This is a genomic window from Streptomyces sp. NEAU-174 (assembly GCF_052665095.1).
The window spans coordinates 22,022-39,178 of record NZ_JBQTCE010000001.1; the positions used below are offsets into that span (position 1 = coordinate 22,022).

General features: G+C 71.7%; 16 protein-coding genes. 6 read left to right on the forward strand and 10 right to left on the reverse strand.

Features of this window, described 5'->3' with window-relative positions; translation table 11 throughout:
* The first annotated feature begins 109 nt into the window (after positions 1-109).
* The 4 genes from ACT2CW_RS00095 (at position 110) to ACT2CW_RS00110 (ending at position 3,279) form a co-directional block, all read left to right on the forward strand.
* Positions 110-1,675 carry a sensor histidine kinase gene (locus ACT2CW_RS00095; protein ID WP_445515648.1) on the forward strand — a complete coding sequence of 522 codons (1,566 nt, stop codon included), beginning with the start codon at positions 110-112 and terminating at the stop codon, positions 1,673-1,675.
* A complete protein-coding gene (locus tag ACT2CW_RS00100; RefSeq protein WP_086880614.1) occupies positions 1,672-2,286 on the forward strand; it encodes a hypothetical protein in 615 nt (204 codons plus the stop codon). The genes ACT2CW_RS00095 and ACT2CW_RS00100 overlap by 4 nt, the downstream gene beginning before the upstream one ends.
* A 154-nt stretch (positions 2,287-2,440) precedes the next feature.
* Positions 2,441-3,016, forward strand: coding sequence for a VanZ family protein (locus ACT2CW_RS00105; protein WP_445515076.1), 576 nt, complete (start codon positions 2,441-2,443; stop codon positions 3,014-3,016).
* Positions 3,017-3,075: 59 nt separating this feature from the next.
* Positions 3,076-3,279, forward strand: coding sequence for a PspC domain-containing protein (locus tag ACT2CW_RS00110; protein WP_445515077.1), 204 nt, complete (start codon positions 3,076-3,078; stop codon positions 3,277-3,279).
* 133 nt (positions 3,280-3,412) lie between these two features.
* Here ACT2CW_RS00110 and ACT2CW_RS00115 read toward each other — a convergent pair whose 3' ends face one another.
* The gene (locus ACT2CW_RS00115; RefSeq protein WP_445515078.1) at positions 3,413-3,643 is read right to left on the reverse strand and encodes an ATP-binding protein; all 231 of its coding nucleotides are present in this window, start codon (positions 3,641-3,643) and stop codon (positions 3,413-3,415) included.
* A 124-nt stretch (positions 3,644-3,767) separates the two neighbouring features.
* Positions 3,768-4,934 carry an adenosine deaminase gene (locus ACT2CW_RS00120; protein WP_414081657.1) on the reverse strand — a complete coding sequence of 389 codons (1,167 nt, stop codon included), beginning with the start codon at positions 4,932-4,934 and terminating at the stop codon, positions 3,768-3,770.
* 104 nt (positions 4,935-5,038) lie between these two features.
* Here ACT2CW_RS00120 and ACT2CW_RS00125 point away from each other — a divergent pair, with 104 nt between their 5' ends.
* Positions 5,039-5,803: an alpha/beta hydrolase gene (locus ACT2CW_RS00125; protein ID WP_138915238.1), complete on the forward strand. Its 765-nt coding sequence runs from the start codon at positions 5,039-5,041 to the stop codon at positions 5,801-5,803.
* A gap of 473 nt (positions 5,804-6,276) precedes the next feature.
* Here the strand turns inward: ACT2CW_RS00125 and ACT2CW_RS00130 are convergent, their stop codons facing one another.
* Entirely contained in the window at positions 6,277-7,578 is a 1,302-nt protein-coding gene (locus tag ACT2CW_RS00130) for an MFS transporter (RefSeq protein ID WP_445515079.1), read from the reverse strand.
* 92 nt (positions 7,579-7,670) lie between these two features.
* On the opposite strand from ACT2CW_RS00130, the gene ACT2CW_RS00135 reads away from it, so the two are divergent.
* Complete coding sequence (locus ACT2CW_RS00135) at positions 7,671-8,624, forward strand: LysR family transcriptional regulator (protein ID WP_182472515.1); 954 nt, start codon at positions 7,671-7,673, stop codon at positions 8,622-8,624.
* Between the two features lie 27 nt (positions 8,625-8,651).
* Here ACT2CW_RS00135 and ACT2CW_RS00140 read toward each other — a convergent pair whose 3' ends face one another.
* The 7 genes from ACT2CW_RS00140 to ACT2CW_RS00170 all read right to left on the reverse strand — a co-directional run bounded on the left by ACT2CW_RS00140 (position 8,652) and on the right by ACT2CW_RS00170 (position 17,143).
* Entirely contained in the window at positions 8,652-9,929 is a 1,278-nt protein-coding gene (locus ACT2CW_RS00140; RefSeq protein ID WP_445515080.1) for a thymidine phosphorylase, read from the reverse strand.
* Between the two features lie 91 nt (positions 9,930-10,020).
* Complete coding sequence (locus ACT2CW_RS00145; RefSeq protein ID WP_445515081.1) at positions 10,021-10,443, reverse strand: cytidine deaminase; 423 nt, start codon at positions 10,441-10,443, stop codon at positions 10,021-10,023.
* Positions 10,440-11,735 (reverse strand): ABC transporter permease, encoded by a 1,296-nt coding sequence (locus ACT2CW_RS00150; protein WP_164431138.1) that lies wholly within the window; start codon positions 11,733-11,735, stop codon positions 10,440-10,442. The genes ACT2CW_RS00145 and ACT2CW_RS00150 overlap by 4 nt, the downstream gene beginning before the upstream one ends.
* Positions 11,732-12,865: an ABC transporter permease gene (locus ACT2CW_RS00155; protein ID WP_414081651.1), complete on the reverse strand. Its 1,134-nt coding sequence runs from the start codon at positions 12,863-12,865 to the stop codon at positions 11,732-11,734. Before ACT2CW_RS00155 ends, ACT2CW_RS00150 begins: the two co-directional genes overlap by 4 nt.
* The gene (locus ACT2CW_RS00160; protein ID WP_445515649.1) at positions 12,862-14,508 is read right to left on the reverse strand and encodes an ABC transporter ATP-binding protein; all 1,647 of its coding nucleotides are present in this window, start codon (positions 14,506-14,508) and stop codon (positions 12,862-12,864) included. The genes ACT2CW_RS00155 and ACT2CW_RS00160 overlap by 4 nt, the downstream gene beginning before the upstream one ends.
* A 127-nt stretch (positions 14,509-14,635) precedes the next feature.
* Positions 14,636-15,670, reverse strand: coding sequence for a BMP family lipoprotein (locus ACT2CW_RS00165; RefSeq protein ID WP_164431140.1), 1,035 nt, complete (start codon positions 15,668-15,670; stop codon positions 14,636-14,638).
* A 252-nt stretch (positions 15,671-15,922) separates the two neighbouring features.
* Positions 15,923-17,143 (reverse strand): amidohydrolase, encoded by a 1,221-nt coding sequence (locus ACT2CW_RS00170; RefSeq protein WP_445515650.1) that lies wholly within the window; start codon positions 17,141-17,143, stop codon positions 15,923-15,925.
* Positions 17,144-17,157: the final 14 nt, after the last annotated feature.

Consider the following 17,157-nt stretch of genomic DNA (forward strand, 5'->3'; position numbering starts at 1 on the left):
CGCACGGGGGCGGAGAAGTACGCAATTGAGCGCAGTGAGCGATGAGCCCGGTCGGGCCCGGGGCTGGGCCGCGGGGCTCTTGCGGTGGTTCAGCCTCCGGCTGCGGCTGATGCTGGTCTTCGGCCTGGTGGCGCTGACCGCCGCCGTGTCCGCGTCCGCCATCGCGTACTGGCTGAACCGGGACGCGGTGCTGACCCGTACCCAGGACTCGGCGCTGGACGAGTTCCGCAAGTCGCTGAAGGACGACACCGACCCGCTGCCCTCCGTCCCCACCTGTGCCGAATTGCGGGAGGCGGCGGGCCGTATGGCGGACAACACCCAGAAGTACGAGGTGCTGCTGATCACCCGGACGAAGGATGCCGGAAGCTGCCCGGCGGCCTCGGACAAGGATCTGTTCACCCTCGATGTGGTGCCCTCCTCGCTGCGGCGCGCGGTGGACCAGAAGCGCCCGGTGAGCAAGGGGAACACCGCCCCGTACCACCTCTACTGGCAGCGGATCACGCTGGGCGGCACCCCGTACCTGGTCGGCGGGGCCAAGGTGAACGGTGGCGGGCCGACCGGCTACATGCTCAAGTCGCTGGACACCGAGCGCCAGGATCTGAACTCCCTGGCCTGGTCGCTGGGGATCGCCACCGGGCTCGCGCTGATCGGCGCCGCGCTGCTGGCGCAGGCCGCCGCGGCCACGGTGCTGCGGCCGGTGCAGCGGCTCGGGGAGGCGGCGCACCGGCTGGGCGAGGGGCATCTCGACACCCGGCTCCAGGTCTCCGGCTCCGATGAGCTGGCCAATCTCTCCCACACCTTCAACCGGGCCGCGGAGCGGCTCCAGAAGCGGGTGGCGGAGCTGTCCGCGCGGGAGGCGTCCAGTCGGCGCTTCGTCGCGGACATGTCGCATGAGCTGCGGACCCCGCTCACCGCGATCACGGCCGTCACGGAGGTGCTGGAGGAGGAGGCCGACTCCCTCGACCCGATGATCGCTCCGGCGGTGCAGCTGGTGGTGAGCGAGACCCGGCGGCTGAACGACCTGGTGGAGAACCTGATGGAGGTGACCCGCTTCGACGCGGGCACGGCCCGGCTGGTGCTCGACGATGTCGACGTCGCCGACCAGGTGACGGCGTGCATCGACGCCCGCGCCTGGCTGGACGCGGTGGAGCTGGACGCGGCGCGCGGGATCGTGGCCCGGCTGGACCCCCGGCGGCTGGATGTGATCCTGGCGAATCTGATCGGGAACGCGCTCAAGCACGGCGGCTCGCCGGTACGGGTCTCGGTGCGCACCGACGGCGATGAGCTGCTGATCAAGGTCCGGGACCACGGTCCTGGCATCCCCGAGGATGTGCTGCCGCATGTCTTCGATCGCTTCTACAAGGCGAGCGCGTCCCGCCCCCGCTCGGAGGGCAGCGGGCTCGGGCTGTCGATCGCGATGGAGAACGCGCATATCCACGGCGGCGACATCAGCGCCGCGAACTCGCCGGAGGGCGGGGCGGTCTTTACCCTGCGGCTGCCGATGGACGCCTCCCGGATCGCCTCCGACGAGGCCGAGGACGAGCGCGACCGCGACGGCTCCGCGGGGAGCCGGCGCGACGGCTCCGCCGGGGGCGAGCGCGACGGCGGCGGGGCCAAGGGCACGGGCAAGAGCACCGGCACGGGCACGGGCCGGGACGAGGAGGGCAGGCCATGAGCGCGCGCTGGACCCGGTCGGCCGTCCTCCTGCTGACCGGCGCGGTCACGCTGCTGGCGGCCGGGTGCGGGATACGGGGCACCTCGGTGCCGGTGGACGCCGGGGCCGCGCCCTCGCGGGCGTCCTGCCGGGCGCCGGAGTCGGAGCGGGCGGCCGAGGGGATGGGCAGGGTCTCCGTACGGATCTATCTGCTGTGCTCCTCGCGGATCCTGTCGGTGAGCCGGACCACCCGGCAGGGCGACGAGAAGACGGCCCACGAGCCGGTGCGGGTCGCCCGGGCGCTGCTGGAGCAGCTGCGGCTGCCGCCGACGGGGGCCGAGGTGTCGGCCGGGTTCTCCACGGCGGTCGAGGACTGGGTGGAGATCTCCGGTCCGGCCAAGGGCGACCCGGACAGCGCGCTGCGGCTGAACCGGCCGCCGGAGGAGATCCAGTCGCTGGCGCTCGCCCAGATCGTCTGCACCTTCGCGGACACCACGGTGGCCGGGGACGACGGCAAGGTGGTGCTCGGCGGTCCGGACAGCCAGCGGGATCCGCTCAAGGCGTACCAGTGCACCGAGGAGATGCGCCGCAATCCGATGATCGCGGTCAATTCCGGGGTCCTGGTGTCCTGAACTCCCAAAGCCCGTTTGCATTCCGGCTCCCGGTGTCCTGATTCGTCACCTGTTGGTACCGGCCCGTCCCAGGTCGGCGACTTGTCGGTAACAAGGTGCTGACCAGCGGGGTGGGTGCGGAACCGCGACCCCCGCGTGCCGCGTCCTGATTTTCGTGCAGGGTCCTTTCGGCCGCAGGGCCGCCTTCCGCTACCGCGTCGCGGGCTTCGTGCTCCTCGTGGCCCACCTCTCGTTCGTCTGCTGGCTGACCCTGCGACCGGTGAACGTCCCCTGGGTGTCCGCGTCCACCCTCGAACCACTGGCCACCATCCGCGCCGATCTGGCGCTCAGCCCCTGGTCGGCCGCCCGTTCCATCGGAGGCGGGCTGCTGCTGCTCGCGCCGCTGGGAGTGCTGCTGCCGCTGGCCGGGGGCCGGGTGGAGGCGTATCCGCTGGCCTCGCTGGTCCGTACGGCCTTCACCGGGGCGATGGTGGCCATGGGATTCGCGCTGCTGCGCAGCGAGGTGACCGGGCAGATCATGAACGTGGACGCGGTGCTGCTGAACACGGTCGGGGTCGCCCTCGCGCATGTCCTGGTGGTGCCCGCCGTACGGGCCCGGCTCCGCCGCCGGGCCGACCGGGGCCGGGCGGCTCCCCTCCCCCGGAACGACGGCGCCCAGGCCCCGACCCCGACGATTCCCAGGGTCGGCATCGCACCGTGGAGCGACGTCTCCTCCGGGTCGCGGACATAGCGTTGAGGACATCGGGAACCAGCTCTTCCCGAGCCACCCGACGACGAGGAGTGCCCATCATGGCCGCACCGCTGGTCCGCCCCCGCCACGACAAGAAGATCGCCGGTGTCTGCGCCGGTCTCGCCCGGCGCTTCGGGACCACCCCGACGACGGTGCGGGTGCTCTTCGTGGTCTCGTGTCTGCTGCCGGGGCCGCAGTTCCTGCTCTATATCGCGCTGTGGTTCCTGCTTCCGGCGGAGGACGCCTACCGCGAGGCGTGGTGACCCGTCGCGCCGACGGCGCGGGGTGACCCCGCATACGTACTGCGGCATTGCCCCGCATACGGACCCCTACGGAAATGGCCGGGCCGCACACCCCGTTCGGGATGTGCGGCCCGGCCGTGTGCCCAGGCGAGGTTCAGCCGAGCTTGACGAGGCCGAGGCTGCCCAGCGGGAGCTGGCTCAGCATGCCCTGGGCGGGCTTGGCCTGGGGGGCGGCGGGCTGGCCGGCGGTGGGCTGCCCCGGGGCGGCGACACGGCCCGCGGAGCCACCGGGGACCGGTGCCGCGGACGCGGCGCTGCCTCCGGCGACGACGGCGGCGGCACCGAGGGCAATGACACCGAGAGTCTTGAGGGTTCCCTGCTTCATCAGAAATCTGTCCTTGAGACGGGGGCTTGACCGATACGGAAACGTAGCCATGGATTTCGGCTGCCCGCAAACACCGAAAACGGCCTCCGTTACCCCGCTCGGGTCGTGTGCCAGCTTCGCCCGCTCAGCTGCTCTCGGGTGCGGAGTCCCTGGTCACAGCCGATGCGGAGGCCACATTGCGGAACAGCCATTCGGACTTGAGCTCGGCGTATCCGGGCTTGATCACGTCACTGATCATCGCCAGACGTTCGTCAAAAGGAATGAAGGCCGATTTCATCGCATTGACCGTGAACCATTGCATGTCGTCGAGCGTGTAATGGAACGTTGATACAAGATGCTGGAATTCCGCGCTCATGCTCGTCCCGCTCATCAGACGATTATCCGTATTCACGGTGGCGCGGAAATGCAGCCGGCGGAGCAGCCCGATGGGGTGCTCGGCGTACGAACTGGCCGCGCCGGTCTGGAGGTTGGAGGTCGGGCACAGCTCCAGCGGGATGCGCTTGTCGCGGACGTACGAGGCGAGGCGGCCGAGGGTGAGGGAGCCGTCGTCCCCGACCTCGATGTCGTCGATGATGCGGACGCCGTGGCCCAGCCGGTCGGCGCCGCACCACTGGAGCGCCTGCCAGATGGAGGGCAGGCCGAACGCCTCGCCCGCGTGGATCGTGAAGTGGTTGTTCTCCCGCTTCAGATACTCGAAGGCGTCCAGGTGGCGGGTGGGCGGGAACCCGGCCTCGGCGCCCGCGATGTCGAAGCCGACCACGCCCAGGTCGCGGTAGCGGTTGGCGAGTTCGGCGATCTCCAGGGCGCGGGCCGCGTGGCGCATCGCGGTCAGCAGCGCGCCGACGCGGATGCGGTGGCCGTTCTCCCAGGCCCGGCGCTCACCCTCGCGGAAGCCCTCGTTGACCGCCTCGACGACCTGCTCCAGGGTCAGCCCGCCCTCCAGGTGCTGCTCGGGGGCGTAGCGGATCTCGGCGTAGACGACGCCGTCCTCGGCGAGGTCCTCGGCGCATTCGGCGGCGACCCTGACGAGCGCGTCGCGGGTCTGCATCACGCCGACGGTGTGGGAGAACGTCTCCAGATAGCGCTCAAGCGACCCGGAGTCCGCCGCCTCGCGGAACCAGATGCCCAGCTTGTCGGGCTCGGTCTCCGGGAGCGCGGCGTACCCGGTCTCCCTCGCGAGGTCGACGATGGTGCCCGGGCGCAGCCCACCGTCGAGGTGGTCGTGCAGCAGCACCTTGGGGGCGCGGCGGATCTGTTCGGGGGTGGGCTCATGGGTGTGCTCGCTCGTCATCTGGGCAGCGTAGCCCCTACGCGCGTAGAACGTGAGGGATAGATACGGAACAGTGACCCGCACGGGTAGTGGAGTACACCAGTCCTTCTGCGATCGTTTCTGCCATGGCTCAGCAAGCGTTGCCCGAGCGGGGCGCACGGCTGGGGCGGCCGATGGGCGCGGCCGCCGCGCGAACGACCGTACATGGTGTGGTGCTGCTGCTCCCCGAGGGGGAGCCCAGTGGGACCAGACGGCCGTCCAGACTCTCGGTGGCCGCCACGCTGCCGCTGGCCCGGCGGCTGGTCCGGGCGGGCCGGGAGGAGGGGCTGGCCGCCCATGTCGTCCACTACCGGTGCCGGGGCTGGAACGGGGCGGCCGCGGATGCCGCGTCCGACGCCACCTGGGCGGTGGAGGAGGTGGTGCGGCGCTACGGCGACGTGCCGGTCTGCCTCGTGGGCCACGGCATGGGCGGGCGCGCCGCCCTGCGCGCCGCCGGGCACGAGGCCGTCGCCTCGGTGGTGGCGCTGGCGCCCTGGCTTCCGGCGCCGGACGAGGTGCTCGAACCCGAGCCGGTGAAGCAGCTGGTGGGACGGCAGGTGCTGATCGCCCACGGCACGAATGACGAGCGCACCGACCCCGAACTGTCCTACCGGCTGGCGGAGCGGGCCAAGAAGGCGAACCGCGATGTGTGCCGCTTCGAGGTGCACACCGATGGACACGGGCTGCATCAGCACCGCTCCGAGGTGCAGGCGCTGGCCGCGGACTTCCTCCTCGGCTCCCTCTTCCACTCCGGCTTCTCCCGTCCGGTGGCCGACGCCCTGGCGGCTCCGCCGCCGCTGGGCCTGCGGATGCCGCTGGCGGCGGGCTTCGGGGCGAATCTGGGGCGCTGAGCGCTTGGCTGTGGGGGCGCCTGGCGTGTCGGGGTCCGTGTCCGTTGCCGGGTGCGGCTTTGGTCTCGCGCCTTCGGCGCCTTTGAGCAGCGGGGCAGGGTGTGGGGGGCGCGGGCCTCGCCGCCGGGCGCCGGGCCGGTGGGTGTAGGCGCCGGGGCGGCTTCCGTGCTCGATGGCCGGGGTCCCGCCGGACTGCGGGTCCCTCCGGGTACCCCTCCAAAAAACGCTTGATCTGGCGCAACTAATTCGTCAAGCGACTGGGGTGCCTCCCGGCTGTCCACGAACCGGGCCCCACACGGGCGAAGGGGCCGCCCGCCGGACAGTGGCAGGGCGGCCCCTTCGGGTTCAGGGGGTCGGCCTCAGCAGATCGCAGGCGCCCTGAAGGGGCGCGGGGCTGTGTCGATGTGCGGCTCCGCCGCGTGGGCGCGACCGGCCACGACGGCGCCGCAGACGATCGACGGCGGGTCGGGGCACTACGCGGGCACTCCGCACAGCTGGCGGCGTTCGGCGCGGGCCTTTCGGGTCGCGTACACCGTGATCGATGCCGCGCCGCCGACCGCCACCAGGCCCATGGTGACCGTGCCGGCCCACCCCGCCGCGTGGAAGGCGAGCGCGCCCAGCGCGCCGCCGAGGCTGCTGCCGATGTAGTACGACGCCTGGTAGAGCGCCGCGGCCTGCGCGCGGCCGGTCTTGGCCGTACGGCTCACCGCCGAGGACGCCGCCGCGTGGCCCGCGAAGAAGCCCGCGGTGATCAGGACCAGACCGGCCAGCACCGCCGGGATCGAGTTCAGCAGGGACAGCAGCAGCCCGGCGGCCGTCGTGGACACCGCCACGTACAGCGCGCCGCGCCGCCCGAGCCGGCCGACCAGCTTGCCGGTGGCCGCCGAGGAGACCGTGCCGACCAGGTAGATCAGGAAGATCGAGCCGATCAGGCTCTGGGAGAGCCCGAAGGGCTCGGCCACCAGGCGGTAGCCGATGACCGTGTAGACGCCGCCGAAGACCGTCATGAACAGCGCGCCGATCGCGTACAGCCGGCACAGCAGCGGATCGGAGAGGTGCCCGGCGAGGGTGCGGGCCAGCGCCCGCGGGCTCACCGAGGCCGGGGTGAAGTGCCGGGCCTTGGGCAGCAGCAGCCGGAAGGTCGCCGCGCACAGCAGCGCCATCACGCCGACCGCGGCGAGCGCGGCCCGCCAGCCCCAGGCGTCCGCCACCCAGCCGGTGACGATCCGGCCGCTCATCCCGCCGACGCTGTTACCGGCCACGAACAGCCCGATCGCGCCGATCAGCGCCTTCGGGTGGACCTCCTCCGAGAGGTACGCCATCGCGGAGGCCGGGATCCCGGCCAGCGCCGCGCCCTGGACCGCGCGCAGCCCGATCAGCCAGCCCAGGTCCGGTGCGAAGGGCACCAGCAGGGCGAGGACGACCGCGACCGTGAGCGAGACGGTCATCATGGCGCGTCGGCCGAACCGCTCGGACAGCGCGCTCAGCGGCACCACCGCGAGCGCGAGCCCGAACGTGGCCGCGGAGACGCTCCAGCTGGCCTGGTCCGCCTGGACCCGCAGATCGTCGGAGATCGCGGGCAGCAGCGCCTGGGTCGAGTAGAGCAGGGCGAAGGTGGCGAGTCCGGCGGTGAAGAGGGCGAGCCGCATCCGGAGGTAGCCGGGGTGGCCCGGGCCCATCCGCTCGGACTCGGAGTGGTTCGGGTTCGGGGACATCGAAGCGGAGGCGTCCACGCGGTGGTTCCCGGTGGACGCCCTGGTATCAGCAGGAGGCATGGTTCGACCGTACGTATCCACGGTTGATGCGTCCAATGCACGGAATGGCGATAATCAATCCACTGCCGCATGAGTAAAGGTCAGGGCCGCCCGTGTCACGCATCAGTTACGAAAACGACATTCCGGTGACAGCAGATGTCGAGGCGGAGTCCTGGGCCGCCGCGCTCACCCCGCGCCTCGCCCAGTTCGCCGCCGTCGCCCGCCATGAGCATGTGACCCGCGCCGCGCAGGAGCTGGGGGTGCCCCAGTCCACGCTCAGCCGGGCGATGGTCCGGCTGGAGGAGGACCTGGGCGTCTCGCTCTTCGCCCGCCGGGGCCGTACGGTGGCGCTCACCCCGGCCGGACGGACCTTCCTGCGCTCGGTCGAACGGGCCCTCGCCGAGGTCGACCGCGCCGCCGAGTCCGTACGGGCCGACGCCGACCCCGGGGCGGGCCTGGTCTCGTTCGGCTTCCTGCACACGCTGGGGACCGAGACCGTGCCCGGTCTGATCCGGAGCTTCCGGGTGGACCATCCGCGGGTGCGCTTCCAACTGGTCCAGAACTACGGCGAGGCGATGATCGAGCGGATGCGCGCGGGCGGCCTCGACCTGTGTCTGACCTCCCCGGTCCCGGACGCCCCCGACCTGGTCGCCCGCCGCCTGGACGAACAGCGGCTGCGCCTGGTGGTCCCCGACGACCACCGGCTGGCCGGACGCCGCCGGGTCCGGCTGGCCGAGGCCGCCTCGGAGCTGTTCGTCACCCTGGAGCCGGGCTACGGGCTGCGGCGCATCACGGACGCGCTGTGCGCCGAGGCGGGCTTCACCCCGCGGATCGCCTTCGAGGGCGAGGAGGCGGAGACCCTCCGCGGCCTGGTCGCCGCGGGCCTCGGCGTGGCCCTCCTCCCACCCCCGGCGGTCCCCCGCCCCGGCGTGGCCGAGCTGACCGTCACCGCCCCGCGCGCCGTCCGCGAGATCGGCGTCGCCTGGCTGGACGGCCACCCCGACACACCCCCGGTGGCGGCCTTCAAGAAGTTCCTGCTGAGCCGCCGGGGCCAACTGCTGCCGTAGGCCGGTCGCGAGCGCAGGACGCCCGGGTCAGGCGATGCGCTCCAGCACGATCGGGTTCGTGGTGAATTCCGTGTTCGCGGGGGCGTAGTCGATCGCGTCGGCCAGGGCTTCCAGGGCGTAGGGGAAGGCCGACGGGGTGTCGGTGTGGAGGGTGAGGAGGGGCTGGCCGGCGGTGATGTGGTCGCCCGGTTTGGCGTGGAGTTCTATGCCCGCGCCCGCCTGTACCGGGTCCTCCTTGCGGGCGCGGCCCGCGCCCAGGCGCCAGGCGGCCAGGCCCACCGCGTAGGCGTCGAGGCGGGTGAGGACGCCGGTCGACTCGGCGTGGAGGACGTGGTGTTCGCGGGCCACCGGGAGCGGGGCGTCCGGGTCGCCGCCCTGGGCGGCGATCATGCGGCGCCAGTGGTCCATCGCGGAGCCGTCGGCCAGGGCCTTGGCGGGGTCGGCGTCCTTCAGGCCCGCCGCGTCCAGCATCTCGCGGGCCAGGGCCAGGGTGAGCTCGACGACGTCGGCCGGGCCGCCGCCCGCCAGGACCTCCACGGACTCGCGGACCTCGAGCGCGTTGCCCGCCGTGCGGCCGAGCGGGGTGGACATGTCGGTGAGCAGGGCGGTCGTACGGACGCCGTGGTCGTTGCCGAGGCCGACCATCGTGGTGGCCAGCTCGCGCGCGGAGTCGATGTCCTTCATGAAGGCGCCGGAGCCCACCTTGACGTCCAGCACCAGGGAGCCCGTGCCCTCGGCGATCTTCTTGGACATGATCGAGGAGGCGATGAGCGGGATCGACTCGACCGTGCCGGTGACATCGCGCAGCGCGTACAGCTTCTTGTCGGCCCGGGCCAGCCCCTCGCCCGCCGCGCAGATGACCGAGCCGACGTCGCGGAGGACGGCCAGCATGTCGGCGTTGGTCAGCTGGGCGCGCCAGCCGGGGATGGACTCCAGCTTGTCCAGGGTGCCGCCGGTGTGGCCCAGGCCCCGGCCGGAGAGCTGCGGTACGGCGGCTCCGCAGGCGGCCACGAGGGGGGCGAGCGGCAGGGTGATCTTGTCGCCGACGCCGCCGGTGGAGTGCTTGTCGGAGGTCGGGCGGGGCAGGGAGGAGAAGTCCATCCGGTCACCGGACGCGATCATCGCGGCGGTCCAGCGGGCGATCTCGGCCCGGTCCATGCCGTTGAGGAAGATCGCCATCGCGAGCGCGGACATCTGCTCGTCCGCCACCTCGCCGCGCGTGTAGGCGTCGATGATCCAGTCGATCTGGGCGTCGGTGAGGCGGGTGCCGTCGCGCTTGGCGCGGATGACGGAGATGGCGTCCATGAGGGCTGTACGGGGCCTTTCGTGTTCAGGGGGCCGAGGCGGCGCGGGCCGATTCAGCGGGCCGACCGGCCGGGCCGAGGCGGCGCGGGCGTCAGCCGTGGGCCGCGGCGCGGCGCAGGTCGGCGGGGCCGAAGGCGTCCGGGAGGAGTTCGGCGAGCGGGCGGATGCCCGTGGCGGTGTCCACCTGGAGCTCCGGGCCGCCGTGCTCCCACAGCAGCTGACGGCAGCGGCCGCAGGGCATCAGCACGGTGCCCTCGCGGTCGCAGCAGGTGAAGGCGGTGAGGCGGCCGCCGCCGGAGGCGACGAGGGAGGAGACCAGACCGCATTCGGCGCACAATGCGACGCCGTACGCGGCGTTCTCCACATTGCAGCCGCTGACCGTGCGGCCGTCGTCGACGAGCGCGGCGGCGCCCACCGGGAAGCCGGAGTAGGGGGCGTAGGCCCGGGACATGGCGTCCCGGGCCTGTACCCGCAGCGACTCCCAGTCGGGGGCCGCGGCGGCGGAAGTGCTCATGTGCCCTGTCCCTTCCGGTAGGGCCTGTTGTTCGCCTTGGGCATTCGCAGCCGCTGTGAGGCGAGCCCCATGACCAGCAGGGTCACGATGTACGGCGTGGCGCTGACCAGGTCGTTGGGGACCGTGTCGGTCAGGGCGTACCACAGCAGCAGCGCGACGGCCGCGGCGCCGGACACCGCGCCCGCGACATAACTCTTGCGGACAATCCGCCAGGCCGCCAGCGCGGCGAGGCCGAGCGCGACCAGGAGCAGCAGGGCGTGCACGGTCGCCCCGCCGTTGCGCAGCTGGAGCGCGTCGGAGTAGCCGAAGAGACCGGCGCCCATCGCGAGCCCGCCCGGCCGCCAGTTGCCGAAGAGCATGGCGGCGAGGCCGATGTAGCCGCGGCCGCCGGTCTGGCCCTCGTTGTAGATGTGCGAGCGGACGAGGGCGAGGAAGACGCCGCCGAGCCCGGCGAGGCCGCCGGAGATCACCACGGCCGCGTACTTGTAGAGGTAGACGTTGACGCCGAGGGACTCGGCCGCCGTGGGGTTCTCACCGCAGGACCGCAGCCGCAGTCCGAACGAGGTGCGCCACAGGGCGAAGAAGCTGCCCACGACCAGCAGGACGGAGACGACGGTCAGCGCCGAGATGTCGGTGACCAGGCCGCCGAGGATGCCCGCGACGTCCGAGACCAGGAACCAGTGGTGGTTCTCCAGGTCGGCGAGCCAGTCGGACAGTCCGGGGACGGTGAACGACTGGATGGGGTCGACCTGCGGGGAGTTCTTCGGGGAGCCGCCGATGTCGGCCAGCGGCTCGAACCAGCGCTTGGCCAGATAGGTGGTGGCGCCGAGGGCGAGGATGTTCATCGCCACACCGGAGATGATGTGGTCCACCCCGAAGGTGACGGTGGCCACCGCGTGGATCAGCCCGCCGACCGCGCCGCCGAGGACGCCCGCGAGCACCCCCACCCAGGGGTTGCTCTGGTAGCCGGCCCAGGCGCCGAAGAAGGTGCCGAGGATCATCATGCCCTCGAGGCCGATGTTGACCACACCGGCCCGCTCGGACCACAGCCCGCCGAGGCCCGCGAGGCCGATGGGCACGGCCATGGAGAGCGCGGCACCGATCTGCCCGGCGGAGGTGACGCGGTCGAAGTCCGCCTGCTGGGCGGCGTCGACGAGCGCCCGCAGCACCGACAGCGCGACCAGCGCCCCGGCGACGATCAGCAGCACCTTGCCCAGGGACATCCGGGAGGCGGGCCCGTTCCCCTTGCCCGGCGTGCTCGTGCTCTTGGTGGTGGTCACCGTGGCACTCATGCCGGCACCTCCGTCTCCTGCTTGTCCGTACCCTTGTCGGCCCTGGCCTGGGCGGCGAGCTCCGCGCCCACCCTCTGCTGCTGGCGCTTGAGCCCGTAGCGGCGCACCAGTTCGTACGCGATGACGACACACAGGACGATCACGCCCTGCATCACGCCGACGATCTCCTTGTCGTACCCCTCGAACTCCAGGCGGTTGGCGCCGCGCTCGAGGAAGCCCCACAGCACGGCGGCCAGGCCGATGCCGACCGGGTTGTTGCGGCCGAGCAGCGCGATGGCGATACCGGTGAAGCCGATGCCGGTGGGGAAGTCGGAGGTGAACTGGTGGGTGTCGTTGAGCAGGGTCGGCATGCCGATCAGACCGGCCATCGCGCCCGAGAGCAGCATGCTGGTGAGCACCATGCGCTTGACGTTCACGCCGCTGGCCTGGGCGGCGGACTCGGAGCGGCCCACCGCGCGCAGGTCGAAGCCGAACCGGGTGCGGCCGAGCAGGAACCAGAAGCCGGCGCCCGCGAGCGCCGCGACCACGATGAAGCCCCAGATGGGGTCGAGGTCGCCGCCCGCCGGGATGGTGAAGAAGTGGCTGGAGGACGGCAGCGGGTCGGTGGCCACGATGTTGGTCTGCTTGTCCAGGTCGGCCAGCCGGCCGTCCACCAGCAGATAGCTGATGACGATGCCCGAGAGGGAGTTCAGCATGATGGTGCTGATCACCTCGCTGACGCCCCGGTAGACCTTCAGCAGACCGGCGATGGACGCCCACATGGCGCCGACGAGCATGCCGACCAGCAGGATCAGCGGGATCTGCACCAGCCCGGGGAGCTTCAGCGCCCCGCCGACGACGGCGGCGAAGAAGGCGGCGAGCCGGTACTGGCCGTCGACGCCGATGTTGAAGAGGTTCATCCGGAAGCCGATGGCCACCGCGAGCCCCGCCAGGTAGTACGTGGTCGCCTTGTTGAGGATGTAGACCTGGCTGTCGGCCTTCACGCCGTAGTCGAACATGATGCCGAAGGCGTTGAACGGCTCCTTGCCGGTCGCCAGCAGCACCAGCGCGGTCACCACGAACGCGGCGGCGAGCGCCAGCACCGGGGCCGCGACCGCGAGCAGCACCCGCTCCTTGTCCAGCTTCTTCATCGGTCCTCTCCCCCGGTCGCGGTTCCGGCCTCGGCCTCGTTGCCAGGGGCGGCCTCGGTCCCGTCGTCCGCCGGGCCCTCCAGATGGCCGGAGGCGGCGCCGGTCATGGCCGAGCCCAGCTCCTCCGGGGTGATCGTGGCGGGGTCGGCGTCGGCGACCAGCCGGCCGCGGTACATCACCCGCAGGGTGTCGGACAGGCCGATCAGCTCGTCCAGGTCGGCCGAGATCAGCAGCACGGCCAGGCCGTCCCGGCGCGCGGCGCGGATCTGGTCCCAGATCTGCGCCTGGGCGCCCACGTCCACACCCCGGGTGGGGTGCGCGGCGATCAGCAGCTTGGGGTGGTGGCTCATCTCCCGGCCGACGATCAGCTTCTGCTGGTTGCCGCCGGACAGCGAGGCCGCGGTGACCTCGATCCCCGGCGTACGCACGTCGTACGCGGCGACGATCCGCTCGGTGTCGCGCCGGGCGGCGGCCGGGTTCAGCAGCCCGGCCTTGCTGTTGGGCTCCTCGGTGACATGGCCGAGGATGCGGTTCTCCCACAGCGGCGCCTCCAGCAGCAGCCCGTGCCGGTGGCGGTCCTCGGGGATGTAGCCGATGCCGTCCTCGCGCCGCTTGCGGGTGGGCGCGTGGGAGATGTCGGCGCCGTCCAGGGTGATCGTGCCGGCGTCGGGGTCGCGCATGCCCATGATGGCCTCGACCAGTTCGGCCTGGCCGTTGCCCTCCACACCGGCGATGCCGAGGACTTCGCCCTTGCGGATGGTGAGGTCGATGTCGTCGAGCACGGCCCGCTCGACCCCGTCCACATCGGTGGCGGTCAGCCGCAGCCCGTCCACGACGAGCATGTCGGTGTCGGTGACGGTGGATTCGCGGGTCTCGGGCGAGGGCAGCTCGCTGCCGACCATCAGCTCGGCCAGCTGCCGGGGGTTGGTCTCGGACGGTACGACGGAGGCGACCGTGGTGCCGCGCCGGATGACGGTGATGTCATCGGCCACGGACAGCACCTCGCCCAGCTTGTGCGAGATGAACAGCACCGTCAGGCCCTCGGACTTGAGCTCGCGGAGGTTGTCGAAGAGCGCGTCGACCTCCTGCGGGACGAGCACGGCGGTCGGCTCGTCGAGGATCAGCGTCCGGGCGCCCCGGTAGAGGACCTTGAGGATCTCCACCCGCTGACGGTCCGCCACGCCCAGGTCCTCGACGAGGACATCGGGGCGGACGCCAAGACCGTAGGCGTCGGAGATCTCCTTGATCCGGGCCCGCGCCTTGCCCGCGATGCCGTGCAGCTTCTCGGCGCCGAGGACCACGTTCTCCAGCACGGTGAAGTTGTCGGCGAGCATGAAGTGCTGGTGCACCATGCCCACGCCGCGGGATATGGCGTCCGCCGGGGAGTGCAGTTCCACCGTCTCGCCGTCGATCGCGATGGTGCCCTCGTCCGGGCGCTGCATCCCGTAGAGGATCTTCATCAGGGTCGACTTGCCCGCGCCGTTCTCGCCCACGAGGGCGTGCACGGTGCCGCGGCGCACGGTGATGTCGATGTCGTGGTTGGCGACGACTCCGGGGAACCGCTTGGTGATTCCGTGGAGTTCTACGGCGACGTCGGTGACGGCACCGGCGGGAGCGCCCTTGGGTGGGCTGGCGGCTTTGATGGCGCACTCCTGAGGGGCGGAGGGGGTGGGGCTGGCCGGGGGCCGGACCGGCCGGGGTACGCCACGGACCCGGGCGGACCCGGGGCGGATGCCCGGGGGTCTCGTCGCGGGTCCGTGGCGCGAGGGGTCAGTCCTTGTAGGTGTCCTGGACCTTGATCTGACCGTCGATGATCTTCTTCTTGGCCGCCTCGATCTTCGGCTTGATGTCGTTGATGAAGCCGCCGGAGTAGGAGAGGGAGACGCCGCCGCGCTTGAGGTCGTAGGTCTGGACGCCGCTCTCGGGCTTCTTGTCCTTCACGACGCTCTTGATGAAGTCGTAGACCGAACCGTCCACGGTCTTGACCATGGAGGTCAGGATCGCGTTCTTGTACTGGGCCAGGCCCTTGTCGTAGTACTGGTCGCCGTCGACGCCGATCGACCAGGTGCCCTTCTTGCCCGCGGTCGCCTCGATGGCGCCCGCGCCGGAGCCACCGGCCGCGGAGAAGATCACGTCGACCTTGTTGGAGAGCATGCCCTCGGCGATGTCCTTGCCGCGGTCCGGCATGCCGAAGCCCTTGGGCGAACCGACCTGCACCCACTGGACGTCCAGGGACGCCTTGGGGTTGGTGTCCTTCAGGCCCTGCTGGAAGCCGCCCGCGAACTTCTTGATCAGCGCGCTGTCGGTGCCGCCGATGAAGCCGACCTTGTTGGACTTGGTCTTCAGCCCCGCCGCCACGCCGGCGAGGTAGGAGCCCTCGTGCTCGGCGGAGACCAGGCTGGCCACGTTCTTGGCGTCGACGACCGAGTCGACGATGGCGAAGTCGGTGTCCTTGTACTTCTTGGCGGCCTTGGTGAGCGAGGGGGTCCACGCGTAGCCGACGCCCACGACGGGGTTGTAGCCCGCCTCGGCGAGGCTCGCCAGCTTGTCGTAGCGGTCGGCGTCCGTGTCGCCGTCCTTCGCCGTCAGCTCCTTGCCCTTGACGTCGAAGTCCTTCAGGGCCTTGTCATAGCCCTTGGCGGCGGAGTCGTTGAAGGAGTGGTCGCCGCGGCCGCCCACGTCGTAGGCCAGGCCGACGCCGGCGTCCTTGCTTCCCTCTTCGGAACTGCTGCCACACGCGGTGACGGAAAATGCGAGAGCCGCGGTGGCAATGCCCGCGACAGCTATCGTGGATACCCGGCGCACGAGGGTCCCCTCTGATGATCTCGAAGCGCCCCTTGCGGCGCTGGCTCCGCCGCATCGTAACGCGCGTAGATGCCAGATAAAGGCCCCCTCGGAAGCCGTTATCGGATCGTCGCGAACCTCTCGTGTCCGCGAGCGGTACCGGCGGTGACGAAGGGGTGATCGCGCCGCGCGCCAAGGGGAGCGCACGGCGCCGCGACCGCCGGATCTACGCGTTCAGGCCGTTTCGGGTCTACGCGTTCCGGCCGGTCGGCGCTACGCGTTCCGGTCCAGCAGCACGGCGGCCGTGAACAGCTCCACGCCCACCGCGATCGCGCCCTCGTCCACGTCGAAGTCGCCCGCGTGGAGGTCGCGCCGGGTGGTGTCGCCGACCTTGCGGACGCCGAGGCGGGCCATCGCGCCGGGCACCCGCTCCAGGTACCAGGAGAAGTCCTCGCCGCCCAGGGACTGCTCGGTGCCCTCGACCGCGTCCGCGCCCCGGCGGGCGATCATCGCGTCCCGCAGCAGTTCGACGGAGCTCGCCTCGTTGACCACCGGCGGGACGCCGCGGATGTAGTTGATCTCCGACTTGGCGCGGTGCAGGGTGGCGATCTCGTCCACCGCGGCATGGATTAGGTCCGGTGCCTCCCGCCAGGCGGGCAGGTCCAGGCAGCGGACCGTGGCGGACAGCTCGGCGTGCTGCGGGATCACATTGCAGGCGTGGCCCGACTCCACCCGGCCCCAGGTGACGGCCAGACCCGAGCGGGCGTCCACCCGGCGGGCCAGCAGCGCGGGCACCTCGGTGATCACCTTGGCGACGGCGGTCACCAGGTCGGTGGTCAGATGGGGGCGCGCGGTGTGGCCGCCCGGCCCGTCCAGCGAGACCTCCAGCCGGTCGCAGGCCGAGGTGATCGGCCCGACCCGCAGCCCGATCCGGCCCACCTCGACCTTCGGGTCGCAGTGCAGCGCCAGGATCCGGCCGACGCCGTCCAGCACGCCCGCCTCGATCGCGTCGGCCGCGCCGCCGGGCAGCACCTCCTCGGCGGGCTGGAACAGCAGCCGCACCGGGCGCGCCAGCCGCCCCTCGCGGGCCAGCTCGGCCAGGACCAGACCGGCGCCGAGCACGACGGTGGTGTGCACATCGTGGCCGCAGGCGTGGGCGCGGTCGGCGACGGTCGAGCGGTAGTCCACCGTCTTGGTGTCGGGGATGGGCAGCCCGTCGATGTCCGCGCGCAGCGCCAGCAGGGGCGCTACGCCGTCGCGCGGGCCGATGTCACAGATGAGACCGGTACCGGAGGGCAGCACCCGAGGCTCGAGTCCCGCCTGCTCCAGCCGCGCCTTGATCGCGGCGGTGGTGCGGAACTCGCAGTTGCCGAGCTCGGGGTGCATATGCAAGTCGCGCCGGAAGGCGATGAGTTCGGCACGCAGCTCGTCGGGGAGCGTGCCGGGCAGCGCGGGCGCGTCGGTGGGTGTGACATCGGTCGCATCGAGGGACATCAATTGCTTCACCT

Bases quoted from the DNA above. Each gene is read 5' to 3' on its own strand.
- ACT2CW_RS00095 (WP_445515648.1), top strand. From the start codon at position 110: ATGCTGGTCTTCGGCCTGGTGGCGCTGACCGCCGCCGTGTCCGCGTCC.
- ACT2CW_RS00100 (WP_086880614.1), top strand. From the start codon at position 1,672: ATGAGCGCGCGCTGGACCCGGTCGGCCGTCCTCCTGCTGACCGGCGCG.
- ACT2CW_RS00145 (WP_445515081.1), bottom strand. From the start codon at position 10,443: ATGAGCACTTCCGCCGCCGCGGCCCCCGACTGGGAGTCGCTGCGGGTA.
- ACT2CW_RS00115 (WP_445515078.1), bottom strand. From the start codon at position 3,643: ATGAAGCAGGGAACCCTCAAGACTCTCGGTGTCATTGCCCTCGGTGCC.
- ACT2CW_RS00120 (WP_414081657.1), bottom strand. From the start codon at position 4,934: ATGACGAGCGAGCACACCCATGAGCCCACCCCCGAACAGATCCGCCGC.
- ACT2CW_RS00110 (WP_445515077.1), top strand. From the start codon at position 3,076: ATGGCCGCACCGCTGGTCCGCCCCCGCCACGACAAGAAGATCGCCGGT.
- ACT2CW_RS00130 (WP_445515079.1), bottom strand. From the start codon at position 7,578: ATGCCTCCTGCTGATACCAGGGCGTCCACCGGGAACCACCGCGTGGAC.
- ACT2CW_RS00155 (WP_414081651.1), bottom strand. From the start codon at position 12,865: ATGAAGAAGCTGGACAAGGAGCGGGTGCTGCTCGCGGTCGCGGCCCCG.
- ACT2CW_RS00125 (WP_138915238.1), top strand. From the start codon at position 5,039: ATGGCTCAGCAAGCGTTGCCCGAGCGGGGCGCACGGCTGGGGCGGCCG.
- ACT2CW_RS00150 (WP_164431138.1), bottom strand. From the start codon at position 11,735: ATGAGTGCCACGGTGACCACCACCAAGAGCACGAGCACGCCGGGCAAG.
- ACT2CW_RS00140 (WP_445515080.1), bottom strand. From the start codon at position 9,929: ATGGACGCCATCTCCGTCATCCGCGCCAAGCGCGACGGCACCCGCCTC.
- ACT2CW_RS00170 (WP_445515650.1), bottom strand. From the start codon at position 17,143: ATGTCCCTCGATGCGACCGATGTCACACCCACCGACGCGCCCGCGCTG.